Source organism: Thermus amyloliquefaciens (assembly GCF_000744885.1).
Classification (GTDB): Bacteria; Deinococcota; Deinococci; order Deinococcales; family Thermaceae; genus Thermus; species Thermus amyloliquefaciens.
Genome location: NZ_JQMV01000003.1, coordinates 703,622 through 716,612 on the forward strand (window position 1 = coordinate 703,622; position 12,991 = coordinate 716,612).

The window sequence follows — 12,991 nt, forward strand, 5'->3', positions numbered from 1 at the left end:
TGGCATAATGGAAACCATGCGCCTATTGCACACCGCGGACTGGCATTTGGGCAAGGTATTAAAGGGGGTGGACCGCACCGAGGAGATCGGGGCGGCGTTGCAAACCCTTCTGGAGATGGTGGCCAAGGAGGGGGTGGACCTGGTGGTGGTTTCCGGGGACCTCTTTGACCGCCCCCAGGTCTCCGCCGAGGCCGAGGCCATGGCGGTGGAGTTTTTTCTGCGCCTTAAGGAGCTTGGGGTTCCCGCCTTGGTCATCGCCGGCAACCACGACCCCAAGGAGCGCCTCGAGGCCCTCGCTCCCCTCTTCGCCCTGGCGGGGGCGGAGGTGCGGGGAAGGCCCCTCTTTAAGGAGGAAGGGGGGGTGGTGGAGGTGGGGGGGCTTAGGGCGGCCCTTCTGCCCTTCGTGTCGGAGCGCATCCTGGTGAAGAAGGTTTTGCAGGAGGCGGAGGAGCGCCACCGCACCTACGCCGAGGCTATGCGGCGGATCCTCGCCAACCTGGAAAGCCCCCTCATGCTAGGGCACTTTGCCCTGGAGGGGGTTCGCCCCGGGGCAGGGGAGTTCGCCTTCCACCTCACGGGAAGCTACGCCGTTCCCCCTTCCGCCCTGCCCCTGGGGGCCCGTTACGTGGCCTTGGGCCACATCCACCGCCAGCAGCAGGTGTCGGAGGCCCCCGTGGCCTGGTATGCGGGAAGCCTCATCCAGCTGGACTTCGGCGAGGGGGAGGAGGCGGAGCGGGGGGTTTTGCTGGTGGAGGTGCCCGAGAGGGGGCCGGTCCGGGTCCACCCCGTAAGGGAGCGTTGGGGGAAGCCCCTCAAGACCTTCCGCCTCCGCCCCGAGGAGCTGGACGGCAGGCTTCGGGAGCTGGAGCGCTTTCCCGGATACCTCAAGGTGGTGGTGGAGGGCAGGCTTTCCCCGGCGGTGAAGGAGCGGCTTTTCCAGGGGCTTCCCCGTCTCCTGGCCCTGGAGACCGCTGGGGTCTTGGAGGAGGAGGGTGGGGCCTTGGGTCCCGAGCTTGGCCTGGTGGAGGCCTACGAGCGCTACCTGAAGGAACGGGGGCGGGAGGAGGAAGGGCTTCTGGAGCGGTTCGGCCAGGTGCTCAAGGAGGTGGAGCTTGAGGCCCTTGCGCCTGGAGCTTGAGGGGTTTGGCCCTTACCGGGAGCGGCAGGGGGTGGACTTCTCCGATGTGGAGCTTTTTGCCATCACCGGGCCCACGGGAAGCGGAAAGAGCACCCTCCTGGACGCCGTGGCCTTTGCCCTGTATGGGGTGGTGCCCCGGGTGGGGCGGAACGTGGGGAGCCTGGTCCACCCGGGGGCCAGCGAGGCCCGGGTGCGCCTCACCTTCCAGGTGGGGGGAAGGGTCTACCGGGTGGAGCGGGTCCGGGGAAGGAGGAGCGAAGCCAGGCTCTTCCAGGTGGAGCCCACCGGGGAGAGGCTTCTTCCCCTGGAGACCCTCGAGGCCCTGAACCAGGCCTTGGAGGACCTTTTGGGCCTCAACTACGAGGCCTTCACCCGGGCCCTGCTCCTTCCCCAGGGGGAGTTTGACCGTTTCCTTAAGGGGGAGGCCAAGGAGAGGCGGAGGATCCTCCTGGACCTCTTTGAGCTTTCCCGGCTGGAGAGGGCCCGGGACAAGGCGGCTTCCCGCAGGGCGGCCCTCCTGGAGGAGAAGGGCCGGCTGGAGGGGGAGCTTGCGGGGCTTCTTGGGGCGAGCCTCGAGGCCAAGGAGGACCTGGAAAGGAGGCTTGCGGACCTGGCCCAGGAGATCGCCCGCTGGCAACGGGAGGAAGGCCGCCTGGAGAAGGCCCTTGAGGAGATGAGGGGCCTTCGGGACTTCCTCCGGCGCAAAGGGGAGTTGGAAGGCCGCCTGGGCCGCCTTCGGGCCGAGGCCTCCCGGATGGAGGAGCTGGAGGAAAGGCTGAGGAAGGCGGAGGCGGCGGAGGCCGCCCTCCCCCTTTGGCAGGACCTGAGGAGGAAGGAGGAGGCCCTGGCGGCCACCCGCCGGAAGCTGGAGGCGGTGCAGGCAAGCCTGGCCCGCTTGGCGGAGGAGCGCCGGGCCCTGGCCTTTGACCCCAAGGCCCTAAAGGAGGCGCAAAGGGCGTTGCTGGAGGCGGAGGGGCTAAAGGCCTTGGAGGGCCTTTGGCGGCGGGTGGGGGTTAGGGAGCACCCTGCCCCCAGGGTGGGCCTTTCCCCCGAGGCCTATGGGGAGGCCCTGGAATCCCTTTTGCAGAGGGAAGCACTTTTGGCGGAGAAGGAGCGGGGGTTGGCCCATCTGCTGGAGGCGCAACGGCGGCTTAAGGAAAAGCAGGAGGCCTTGGGCCAGCTCAAGGAGGCCCTGGAGCGCCTGGTGGCGGAGGGGGGGCAGGCCCGCGCCCAGGTGGAGGCCTTGGAGAGGGCCCGGAAGGGGGCCGAGGCCCACCGGCTTCGGCAGGAACTCGTGGAGATCGGGAGGCAACGGGGGCTTTTAGAGGCGGAAAAGGAGCGCCTGGAGGCGGAACTCGCCCACCTGGCCCAGGAGGAGCGGCGGCTTGGCCTCCTGGCCTACCGCGACCTTTTGCGCCCAGGGGAGCCCTGCCCCCTTTGCGGGGGCGTGGTCCACGGCCTGCCCCCGGCGCCCGCGGGGCATGGGGCTAACGCCCTCAGGGAAAGGCGGGAGGAGGCGGATAAGGCCTTGCGGGGGGTCCTGACCCGGCTTGGGGCCCTGGCGGGGGAGGAGAGGGCCAAGCGGGAGGCCCTGGAGGCCCTGGGGGTGGAGCCCGTCCCCGGGGATGTCCAGGCCTTGGAGGAGGCCCTTTTGGAGGCGCAAGCCAGGCTTCAGGAGCTGCGGGAAAGGTACAGGGAAACACAGGGGGAGGCCCGGGCCCTCGAGGAGGAGGTGGGGCGGCTTTCCCAGGAGGTCGGGCGTTGGCGGCAGGCGCTTTCCGGCCTGGAGGGGGAGTTTGGCCCCCTAACGGACCTCCCTGAGCAGGAGGCGGCTTGGAAAGCCCTCCGGGAAGCCCTGGCCTCCTTGCGGCAGGAGAAGGAGGCCTTGGGGGCTGGGCTTTACCGCCTGCTTTGGGAAAGGACGGGGGGAAGGCCGGTGGCGGAGCTGGTCGCGAGGCTTTCCCGCAGGCTGGAGGAGCTTGAGCAAAAGGAAAAGCAAGACCGCGATCTGGCCCAGGCCCTGGAGGAGGCTTCCCGCTCCCTGGCGGGGCTTTTGGCCCAGGAGGCGGAGCAGAAGAAGGCCCTTGAGGAGGCCCAAGGCCGGGTCTTGGGCCTGATGCCCGAGGAGGAGGCCAAGGCCCTTTACCTTTCCCCTGAGGAGCGGGAGGCTTTGGCGAGGAGGGTCCAGGCCCACCGGGACGAGCTGGCCCAGGTGGAAGCCCTCCTTAAGGAGGCGGAGCGGGAGGCCAGGGCCCGTTTTCCCGGCCCGCTTCCTTCCCTGGGGGAGGTGGAGGCGCGCTTGGTGGAGGCGGAGGCGGCGCTTTCCCACCTGCGGCAGGACCTGGAGGCCAAGAAGGCGGAGAAGGCGGTCCTGGAGGAGCGGCTCAGGGAGCTGGAGGAAAAGCACAAGCGCCGCCGGGAACTGGAGGCCCGTCTGGCGGAGGTGGTGCGGGAGGTGGATCTTTGGGAGAAGCTGGCCTTTGATCTGCAGCAGAACAACTTTCCCGCCTACCTCCTGGGCCTTCGGCAAAGGAACCTGGTGGATCGGGCGGATGAGCTCATGGCCATCCTTTCCACAGGCCGCTACCGCCTCCGCTCCAAGGGGGATGAGTACCAGGTCCTGGACCTCTGGACCGAGGCGGTGCGTCCGGTGAAGACCCTTTCCGGAGGGGAAAGCTTCCTGGCCAGCCTCTCCTTGGCCTTAGCCCTTTCCGAGGAGCTTTCCCGGGGGCGGCTTGGGGCTTTGTTTTTGGACGAGGGCTTCGGCACCCTGGACCCGGAGACCCTGGAGACGGTGGCGGGGGTGCTGGAGGCCCTTCCCACCCGGGGGCGGCTGGTGGGGATCGTCACCCACGTGGAGGCCTTGGCGGTGCGGCTCCCGGCCAGGCTCGTGGTGCGGAAGCACCCCTCGGGAAGCCGGGTGGAGTGGGCGTGAAGTTCCCCTTGGGTTTATGGAACCCCCTTTCCCCATAAAGGGAAAGAGAGTTTTGACCCTACCAAACCCCATACCCTAAGGGGTATGGTGAGGTCGCCCGGAAACCGTAAGCTTGGCCCTCCCGGGCAAGGAGGTGTGCCGTGAAAAAGGCCAAGGACATCATGTCCACCGAGGTGGTGAAGATCCAGGGGTCGGCCACGGTGAAGGAGGCCATCAACCTCATGAAGGAAACGGGCCTCCGCGCCCTCGTGGTGGACCGCCGGAGCGAGGAGGACGCCTACGGCATCGTCACGGAGACCGATATCGTCTACAAGGTCATCGCCTACGGCAAGGACCCCGCCACGGTTCAGGTGCACGAGATCATGACCAAGCCGGTGATCACCGTGAACCCTGACCTGGCGGTGGAGTACGTGGCCCGCCTCTTCGCCAACACCGGGATTCGCCGGGCCCCCGTCATCCAGGGGGAGGTGATCGGCATCGTTTCCGTGACGGACATCCTACGCAAGGCGGTGTTCTGAGTACCCCCTATACCCCGTCGTGGCCCAAGCCACGACGGGGGCCCTTGCCTTGGGGGGTAACCAGAAAGGCTACCCTTCCTTGACTTGGTTTAAGACCCTTTGTAAACTGCAGGCGGAGGTGAACAATGCGGCGGTTAATCGCCATCGTTTTGCTCTTGGGTCTGGCCCTGGCCCAGGGCCTCGAGGCCCTCTGGAAGGCGGTGGAGGTGCCGGGAGGGGTATGCGCCGATGGCTCCCCTTATCGGTTCTACGTGAGCCCGGGGGACCCCAGGAAGGTGGTGATCGACTTCCAGGGGGGTGGGGCCTGCTGGGACGCCGCCACCTGCGGCCCCCAGAGCCAGACCTACCGCAAGCGGGTGGATGTCCAGGAGCTTCTTTTGGCCCAGGGCATTTACAACCGCATCAGCGTGGCCAACCCCTTTTTTGGCTGGACCCACGTCTTCGTGCCCTACTGCACGGGGGATCTCCATGTGGGCCGGGCCACGGTGGACTACGGGGGCTTTAGGGTCCACCACCAGGGGGCCAGGAACGCCCTGGCGGCCTTGGAATACGTGTTCCGCAACCACACGAACCCAGAGAGGGTCTTCGTGACCGGTTGCTCCGCTGGGGCCTACGGGGCGGTGTTCTGGGCGGATAAGGTCCTTGCCACCTACAAAAACGCCCAGGTGGCGGTCTGCGGGGATGCGGGGGTAGGGGTGCGCACCCGGGACTTCCCCGGCTTCCGCGTCTGGAACTCGCGCCTGCCCGAGCTTCCTGGCCTTTCCCAGGACCCAGAGGTGGGGGAGATCTACCTGGCCTTGGCCAAGGCCTTCCCCAAGACCCGTATCGCCCAGTACACCACCCTTCTGGACGGCACCCAGATCTTCTTCTACGGCCTCATGAAGGGGGAGCGGGCCCCCTCCGAGGCCACCGCCCGGGAGTGGGCCGAAGGGGCCATGAGGGCGGTCCTTGCCCCGGCCCAGGCGGAAAACTACACCTTCTACCTGGCCCCGGGGGGCCAGCACTGCATCCTGCCCCGCCCTGAGCTGTACACCTTGAAGGTGGGGGAGGTTGCCTTCCTGGAGTGGCTTAGGGCCCTGGCGGAGGGGAAGGCGCCGCCTAGAGTGCGCCCTTGAGGCCGAAGGCGGCGAACCAGGCCCTAAGCTCCGGGAAGAGTTCCAGCAGGACCCTGTGCCCCTTTTTCCGGTCCAGGGGGGCGGCCTGGAGGAAGGCCAGGAGAAGGCCGTCCCCCTTCGTTTCCAGAAGTTCTTGGGACTTGAGGGTGAACTGGGCCTGGAACCAGAGGGCGCTTTTCAGGTCCCCCCGCCTCCTCTCGTAGGCGGAGAGGCTTCGCCTTTCCGGCTCGAGGCGGCTCAGGTGGCGGCAGAAGGCCAGGAGGGATGCCGCCAGGTCGGGCCTGGCCTTGGTGAGGCCCAGGAGGAAAAGGTAGTTGGCCACGAACTCGTCCAGCCACCTGGCCCCGGTCCTGAGGCGCCAGGCCACCTGGAGGGCGTGGGCGTACTCGTGGCCCAGGTTCAGGTCCAAGAAGGCGGGGATCTCCATGGGAGGGGGCCCCAGGGGAAGCAGGGCCTCGCGGAAGCGGTGGAGGAGCCTTTCGGGGTAGGTGAGGGGGGCGAAGAGGGAAAGCCTTCCCCCCTCGCTTCGCTGGAAGGCTAGGCCGTAGGGGTAGGGGAGGAGGGCCCGCCAGTCCCCCTCGGAGAGGACGTAAAGGGTCACGGGGGGCACCGGGGCATAAGGGGTGTAGGCCTCCCGCAGCTCCAGGAGGTAGCGCCGGAGGCTTTCGGCCCTCAGGACCCCCCCCTCGGAGGCGAAGGCGGGGATATGGGGATGGGGCAGGGCCTTCATCCCTCACCCCCTGGCGAGGATTGGCCCAGGCCCCACCATCCCCTAGATGACCTCCCGGAAGCCGATGCGTTCCGCCTGGGCCCGGAGCTCCTCCTTAAGGGTCTGGTGCTGGGGCAAGGAGAGGTCCGGGTCCATCTCCAGAATGCGCTTGGCCAGGGCCCGGGCTTGCTCGATGATCTCGGTGTCCTGGGAGAGGTCCCCAAGCTTCAATTCCGGGTAGCCGGACTGCCGGGTGCCCCTGAGCTCCCCAGGGCCCCTCAGCTTCAGGTCCATCTCCGCGATGTAGAAGCCGTCGTTGGACTCCTCCAGGACCCGGAGGCGCTTGAGGGTCTTCTGGCTGGCCTCCCCGGCGATCAGGATGGCGTAGCCTTCCAGCCCCCCCCGTCCCACCCGGCCCCTGAGCTGGTGGAGCTGGGCCAGGCCGAAGCGCTCGGCGTTTTCCACCACGATGAGGCTGGCCTTGGGGATATCCACCCCCACCTCCACCACGGTGGTGGACACCAGGAGGTCAAAGGCCCCCTGGCGGAAGGCCTCCATGACGCTATCCTTTTCCCGGGCGGGCATCTTGCCGTGGAGAAGGGCCATGCGCACCCCGGGGAGAAGGCCCTTGAGCTCCTCGTAGAGGGCGGTGGCCGCCTTCAGGTCCAGTTCCTCGGACTCCTCAATGGCCGGGGCCACCACGAAGACCTGGTGCCCCTTTTTCACCTCCTCCCGGGCGAAGGCGTAGGCCTGGAGGCGGAGGCGGTGGGGGAGGACCTTGGTCTTCACGGGCTTGCGCCCTGGGGGCATCTCGTCCAGGAGGCTCACCTCGAGGTCCCCATAAAGGGTCAGGGCCAGGGAGCGGGGGATGGGGGTGGCGGACATCACCAGGACGTCGGGGGGGACCTTGGCCAGCTTCAGGAGGGCCCGCCGCTGCAACACCCCGAAGCGGTGCTCCTCGTCCACCACCGCCAGGCCCAGGTCCCGAAACCCCACCCCCTCCTGGATGAGGGCGTGGGTGCCCACCGCCACCTGGGCCTCCCCGGAAAGGAGCCTCTGGATGGCCCCTTCCTTCTCCTTGGGGGTCATGGAGCCCAGGAGGAGTTCCACCCTTACCCCTAAGGGGAAAAGGTACCGGGTTAGGTTCTGGTGGTGCTGCTTGGCCAGGATCTCCGTGGGGGCCATGAGGGCCCCCTGGGCCCCGTTCATGGCCGCCAGGTAGAGGGCGTAAGCGGCCACCACCGTCTTGCCCGAGCCCACATCCCCCTGGAGGAGGCGGGCCATCTGCCTGGGGCTTTGCATGTCCCGGGCGATCTCCCCCATGACCCGTTCCTGGGCCCGGGTGAGGGGGAAGGGGAGGCCCTTCTTGAAGGCCTCCGTCCAGGCTTCCTCCACCTTGAAGCTCCGCCCCAGGACCAGGCCCCCCGCGTCCAGGAGGGCTTTGAGCTCCAAGAGCACGTACTCGTCAAACTTGAGGCGAAGGAGGGCCTTTCTCAAGGCCTCCTCGTCCTCGGGGAAGTGGATCTGGCGAAGGGCCTCGGCGTAGGGGAGGAGGCGGTGCTCCTCCCGGTACGGCTCCAGGGGGTCGGGGAGGGGGAGGGCCATCTCCAGGGCCCGGTGCACGGTGCGGCGCAAGAAGGCCTGCCCGATCCCCTCCTTGGCGGGGTAAATGGGCACGATCCTCCCCGTGGAGAGGGACTCGGTGCCCTCGTTTTCAAAGTGCTCCACGTAAAGCTGCACCCTAGGGCGCCGCTGCACCCTGCCCGTGACGATCAGGGTCTCCCCCTCCTGGATCTGGGAGAGGACCCAGGTCTGGTTGAACCAGACCAGGGTGATGGGGAAGCCCCAGGCGTCCTGGGCCCTAACCTGCACCAGCTGCATCCCCTTCTTGGGGGTTTTCACCAGCTCCTTGGCCAGGACCCTCACGGCGAGGGTGGCCTTCTGGCCCTCCTCCAGGAAGCGGACCCCGGGGAGGGTCCTGCGGTCCTCGTAGCGGCGGGGGTAGTAGTGGAGGACGTCCCGCACCGTGTGCAGGGAAAGCTCCCCCAGCCTTTTCCGGCTTTGCGGGGGGACCAGGAGGTGGGCGGGGTCCTGGGGGGTGAGCCGGGGGGAAGGGGCGGGGGCCACCCCTCCCTTGGGCGGGGCCACCAGGCCGTCCTTGAGGAAGCGGAGGGCCTCCATCAGGACCTTCTTGCGCTCCTCCGGGGTCTTCCCCCCGTACCCTTGGAAAAGCCTCTGGAGCTGAGGGAAGGGCTTGGCCAGGTTTTGGATGAGGCTCTCCAGGCCCCCCACCACCACCTGGTCCCGGGCGCCATCCCTCAGCTCCCGCAGGATGGGCCGGAAGAGCCTTTCCCGGAGTTCCCCTTCCCTCACGCCCTCCATGATACCCTTAGGCCTGTGAGCCGCGTGGAGCGATTGCCGAATGGGCTTTTGCTGGCCCTCGAGGAGCGGGACTACCCCGGGGTGGCCTTCGGCCTCCTGGTGCCCGCCGGGGCGGTGAACGAGCCCGAGGGGCTTCTTGGGGCCAGCTCCCTCCTGGAGGGGTGGCTTTGGAAGGGGGCTGGGGAGCTGGACGCCTTGGGGCTGGCCCGGGCCCTGGATGCCTTGGGCGTTAGGCGGCAGAGCGGGGCGGGGCTGGAGTACACCCTCTTCTCCGCCGCCTTCTTGCCGGAGGCCCTGGAGGAGGTCTTCCGGATCTATGCCCTCCTCCTCCTTAGGCCCAGGCTTCCCGAGGAGGGCTTTGAGGCGGTGAGAAGCGTGGCCCTGCAGGCCCTTCTCTCCCAGGAGGACCAGCCCGCCCGGAAGCTTTTCTCCGAGCTCAGGAAAAGGGTCTTCCTCTCCCCCCACGGCCGGGACCCCTTGGGGGAGGAGGAGGATCTAAAAAGGGCCACGCCCCAGGCGGTGCGGGAGGACTACCGTCGGCGCTACACCCCCAGGGGGGCCATCCTGGCGGTGGCGGGAGGGGTCTCCTGGGATAGGCTTTTGGGGGCCCTGGAGCCCCTTATGGCCTGGGAGGGGGAGGAGGCCTGGTACCCGGAGCCCAGGCTTGCCGAGCCCCAGCGCTTTGTCCTCAGGCGCTCCACCGCCCAGGTGCAGATCGGCCTGGCCTACCCCGACGTGGGCCCCGAGGATCCCCGGTTCTACGCCGCCCGGCTGGCCTTGGAGGTGCTCTCCGGGGGCATGTCTAGCCGCCTTTTCACCGAGGTGCGGGAGAAGAGGGGCCTGGTCTATGCGGTGAGCGCCTTCCCCGCCGGGGTGAGGGGCCAGGGCCTCCTCATGGCCTATGGGGGCACCACCAAGGAGAGGGCCGGGGAGACCCTGAGGGTCATGCTGGCGGAGATGGAGCGCCTGGCGGAAGGGGTCACGGAGGAGGAGCTTTCCCGGGCCAAGGTGGGCCTGAAGACCGCCTTGGTGATGGCGGACGAGTCCATCCGTAGCCGGGCCGCCTCCATGGTGCGGGACCTCTTCATGCTGGGGCGGATCCGGCCCCTTTCCGAGATCGAGGAGGCCATAGAGGGTACGGGCCTCGAGGCGGTGAACGCCTTCTTGCGGGAACACCCCTACCGCAACCCCTGGGTGGGGCTTCTGGGCGAGGTGGACGATGTTTCGTGAGGCTGAGCTGAAAAATGGCCTTAGGGTCATCGCGGAGGTGCTTCCCGAGGCGCGGAGCGTGGCCTTGGGCTACTTCGTGAGGACGGGGGCGCGGGATGAGGCCCCGGAGGAGAGCGGGGTAAGCCATTTCCTGGAGCACATGGTGTTCAAGGGCCCGGAAGGGATGAGCGCCTGGGAGGTGAACCTGGCCTTTGACCGCCTGGGGGCCCAGTACAACGCCTTCACCTCCGAGGAGGCCACGGTCTACTACGGGGCGGTCCTGCCCGAGTTCGCCCTCTCCCTGCTGGAGCTCTTCTCCCGGCTCCTGCGCCCTGCCCTGCGCCAGGAGGACTTTGACACCGAGAAGAAGGTGATCCTGGAGGAGATCGCCCGCTATCAGGACCGCCCGGGCTTTATGGCCTACGACTGGGCCCGGGCCCGCTTCTTCCAGGGGCACCCCTTGGGGAATAGCGTCCTGGGCACGGTGGAGAGCATCACCGCCCTCACGCGGGAGGCCATGGCCGCCTACCACGCGAGGCGTTACCTTCCGGGGAACATGGTTTTGGCCGCCACGGGGAAGGTGGATTTTGAGGCCCTGGTGGCCGAGGCGGAGCGGCTTACGGCGGACTGGCCCCTGGGGGAGGCGGGAAGAGCCTACCCTCCCCTAGACCCTGCCCAGGGGGTGGTGGAGAACCCCTACGAGAAGGCCCGGGCCCTCTACCTGGTGGGCCTTTTCCCCGGGGTCGGCTACCAGGAGGAGGAGCGTTTTGCCGCCCAGGTGCTGGCCCACCTCCTGGGGGAGGAGGGCTCGGGGCGGCTCCACTTCGCCCTGGTGGACGCGGGCCTGGCGGAGACGGCCTCCTTTGGCCACGAGGAGGCCGACCGGGCAGGCTTCTTCCACGCCTACGTGCAGGCGGACCCAGGGAACAAGGAGGCGGTGTTGGCCGTCCTTCAGGAGGCCCTTGACCGGATCGCCCTCGAGGGCGTGGGGGAGGAGGAGGTGGAAAAGGCCAAAACCCCCTTGGCCACAGGCCTGGTCTTTGCCGGGGAGACCCCCATGGGGAGGCTTTTCCACCTGGGGATGGAGTACCTGTACACGGGCCAATACCTCTCCCTGGCCCAGGTGAAGGAAAAGGTGCTCCAGGTGGGGGCCAGGGAGGTCAACGCCCTTTTGGAGAGGGGCCTTTTGCGGAGGGGCCTCTACTACCTGGTGCTACCCCATGGAGCCTAGGGCGCTGGGGGCGGCCCTCCTCACCATCCTCCTCTGGGCCAGCGCCTTCGCCGGCATCCGGGCGGGGCTCCAGGGCCTGGGCCCAGGGCACCTGGTCCTCCTCCGCTTTTTGGTGGCCAGCGCCCTTTTGCTCCTCTATGCCCGGCTCCAGGGGCTTCGCCCCCCCAGGAGGGAGGACCTTCCCCGGCTTTTCCTCCTGGGGTTTTTGGGCATCACCGTGTACCACACCGCCTTGGCCTACGGGGAGCTCACGGTGAGCGCGGGGGCGGCAAGCCTCCTCATCGCCACCGGGCCGGTGTTCACCGCGCTTCTGTCCTACGTCTTCCTGGGGGAGCGCCTTAAGCCCGCGGGGGTTTTGGGTTTTTCCCTGGCCCTGGCGGGCTCCTTGCTCATCGCCGTGGGGGAGGGGGGAGGGGTGTCCCTTAGCCCGGGGGCCTTTCTGATCCTGCTTTCCGCCCTCTCCACCTCCTTCTACTTCGTCTGGCAAAAGCCCCTCTTCTCCCGCTACAGCAGCCGGGAGATGACGGTCTACACCCTGGTTTTGGGCACGCTTCCCCTTCTCGTCTTCCTCCCCGGCCTGGGGGAGGCCCTGCGCGCCGCACCCCGACCGGCCCTCTACAGCGCCCTCTACCTGGGCGTCTTCCCCGGGGCCTTGGCCTACCTCACCTGGACCTATGCCCTTTCCCGCACCCCCGCCTCCCGCCTGGCCAGCTTCCTTTACCTTTCCCCCGTCTTGGCCATCCTCATCGCCTACCTTTGGCTGGGGGAGGTGCCCTCCTTCCTTTCCCTCCTGGGCGGGGCCTTGGCCCTGGTGGGCGTCCTTTTGGTGAACCTCAGGGGCGTAAAATAGCCCGAGAGGTGCGGTATGGAGGTTAAGCGGATCGGCGTGGTGGGCGCGGGGCAGATGGGAAGCGGCATCGCCCAGGTGGCGGCCCAGGCGGGGTTTGAGGTGGTGCTGGTGGACGTGGCGGAAAGCTTCCTGGAGCGGGGCCTTGCCGCCATCCGGCGTTCTTTGGGCAAGTTCTTGGAGAAGGGCAGGCTAACCCAGGAGGCCCGCGACGAGGCCTTGGGGCGCATCCGCACCAGCCTGCGCTTGGAGGATTTGGCGGAAGCGGACCTCGTCGTGGAGGCTATCGTGGAGGACGAAGGGGAGAAGCGCCGCCTCTTTGAGCGCCTGGGAAGCCTGGTGAAGCCCGAGGCCATCCTGGCCAGCAACACCTCCTCCATCCCCATCACCGCCTTGGCCCGCTACTCGGGAAGGCCCGAGCGCTTCATCGGCATGCACTTCTTCAACCCCGTGCCCCTCATGGGGCTGGTGGAGGTGATCCGGGGGGAGCTCACCTCCGAGGAAACCCGGGACGTGGTGGTGGAGGTGGCGAGGCGCATGGGGAAGACGCCCCTCGAGGTCCAGGACTACCCCGGCTTCGTTTCCAACCGCCTCCTGATGCCCATGATCAACGAGGCCATCGAGGCCCTCAGGGAAGGGGTGGCCACCAAGGAGGCCATCGACGGGGTCATGCGCCTGGGGATGAACCACCCCATGGGCCCCTTGGAGCTTGCCGACCTCATCGGCCTGGACACCTGCTTGGCCATCATGGAGGTGCTCCACCGGGGCTTTGGGGACGACAAGTACCGCCCCTCCCCCCTTCTCCGCCGCATGGTGCAGGCGGGGCTTTTGGGCCGCAAGACGGGGCGGGGGTTTTACACCTACGACGAGAAAGGGAACAAGGTGGGCTGAGGGGCAGGCCACCCGT

10 protein-coding genes are annotated in these 12,991 nt (G+C 67.9%); 8 read left to right on the forward strand and 2 right to left on the reverse strand.

Annotated features, from left to right (window positions below):
- Positions 1 to 16 precede the first annotated feature (16 nt).
- The 4 genes from BS74_RS04005 (at position 17) to BS74_RS04020 (ending at position 5,706) form a co-directional block, all read left to right on the forward strand.
- Positions 17 to 1,138: a metallophosphoesterase family protein gene (locus tag BS74_RS04005; protein WP_038058824.1), complete on the forward strand. Its 1,122-nt coding sequence runs from the start codon at positions 17 to 19 to the stop codon at positions 1,136 to 1,138.
- Positions 1,113 to 4,073 carry an AAA family ATPase gene (locus BS74_RS04010; protein ID WP_038056289.1) on the forward strand — a complete coding sequence of 987 codons (2,961 nt, stop codon included), beginning with the start codon at positions 1,113 to 1,115 and terminating at the stop codon, positions 4,071 to 4,073. Before BS74_RS04005 ends, BS74_RS04010 begins: the two co-directional genes overlap by 26 nt.
- 140 nt (positions 4,074 to 4,213) lie before the next feature.
- Complete coding sequence (locus BS74_RS04015; RefSeq protein WP_038058826.1) at positions 4,214 to 4,591, forward strand: CBS domain-containing protein; 378 nt, start codon at positions 4,214 to 4,216, stop codon at positions 4,589 to 4,591.
- Positions 4,592 to 4,716: 125 nt separating this feature from the next.
- Positions 4,717 to 5,706, forward strand: a complete 990-nt coding sequence (locus BS74_RS04020) for a pectin acetylesterase-family hydrolase (RefSeq protein WP_038056291.1) — start codon at positions 4,717 to 4,719, stop codon at positions 5,704 to 5,706.
- Here the strand turns inward: BS74_RS04020 and BS74_RS04025 are convergent.
- Both BS74_RS04025 and recG read right to left on the reverse strand, forming a co-directional pair.
- Entirely contained in the window at positions 5,690 to 6,436 is a 747-nt protein-coding gene (locus BS74_RS04025; RefSeq protein ID WP_038056293.1) for a hypothetical protein, read from the reverse strand. The genes BS74_RS04020 and BS74_RS04025 overlap by 17 nt on opposite strands.
- A gap of 42 nt (positions 6,437 to 6,478) precedes the next feature.
- Positions 6,479 to 8,797 (reverse strand): ATP-dependent DNA helicase RecG, encoded by a 2,319-nt coding sequence (gene recG / locus BS74_RS04030; RefSeq protein ID WP_038056295.1) that lies wholly within the window; start codon positions 8,795 to 8,797, stop codon positions 6,479 to 6,481.
- A 15-nt stretch (positions 8,798 to 8,812) separates the two neighbouring features.
- On the opposite strand from recG, the gene BS74_RS04035 reads away from it, so the two are divergent.
- From BS74_RS04035 to BS74_RS04050, 4 genes are read left to right on the forward strand one after another with little or no spacing between them, the layout of a single operon-like run.
- The gene (locus BS74_RS04035; protein ID WP_038056297.1) at positions 8,813 to 10,027 is read left to right on the forward strand and encodes a M16 family metallopeptidase; all 1,215 of its coding nucleotides are present in this window, start codon (positions 8,813 to 8,815) and stop codon (positions 10,025 to 10,027) included.
- On the forward strand, positions 10,017 to 11,237 hold the full coding sequence (locus BS74_RS04040) for a M16 family metallopeptidase (protein ID WP_038056298.1): 1,221 nt from the start codon (positions 10,017 to 10,019) through the stop codon (positions 11,235 to 11,237). Before BS74_RS04035 ends, BS74_RS04040 begins: the two co-directional genes overlap by 11 nt.
- Positions 11,227 to 12,087: a DMT family transporter gene (locus BS74_RS04045; RefSeq protein ID WP_038056300.1), complete on the forward strand. Its 861-nt coding sequence runs from the start codon at positions 11,227 to 11,229 to the stop codon at positions 12,085 to 12,087. The genes BS74_RS04040 and BS74_RS04045 overlap by 11 nt, the downstream gene beginning before the upstream one ends.
- A gap of 15 nt (positions 12,088 to 12,102) precedes the next feature.
- Positions 12,103 to 12,975 carry a 3-hydroxybutyryl-CoA dehydrogenase gene (locus BS74_RS04050; protein ID WP_038056302.1) on the forward strand — a complete coding sequence of 291 codons (873 nt, stop codon included), beginning with the start codon at positions 12,103 to 12,105 and terminating at the stop codon, positions 12,973 to 12,975.
- Positions 12,976 to 12,991: the final 16 nt, after the last annotated feature.

Bases quoted from the DNA above. Each gene is read 5' to 3' on its own strand.
- BS74_RS04005 (WP_038058824.1), top strand. From the start codon at position 17: ATGCGCCTATTGCACACCGCGGACTGGCATTTGGGCAAGGTATTAAAG.
- BS74_RS04020 (WP_038056291.1), top strand. From the start codon at position 4,717: ATGCGGCGGTTAATCGCCATCGTTTTGCTCTTGGGTCTGGCCCTGGCC.
- BS74_RS04025 (WP_038056293.1), bottom strand. From the start codon at position 6,436: ATGAAGGCCCTGCCCCATCCCCATATCCCCGCCTTCGCCTCCGAGGGG.
- recG (WP_038056295.1), bottom strand. From the start codon at position 8,797: ATGGAGGGCGTGAGGGAAGGGGAACTCCGGGAAAGGCTCTTCCGGCCC.
- BS74_RS04040 (WP_038056298.1), top strand. From the start codon at position 10,017: ATGTTTCGTGAGGCTGAGCTGAAAAATGGCCTTAGGGTCATCGCGGAG.
- BS74_RS04045 (WP_038056300.1), top strand. From the start codon at position 11,227: ATGGAGCCTAGGGCGCTGGGGGCGGCCCTCCTCACCATCCTCCTCTGG.
- BS74_RS04050 (WP_038056302.1), top strand. From the start codon at position 12,103: ATGGAGGTTAAGCGGATCGGCGTGGTGGGCGCGGGGCAGATGGGAAGC.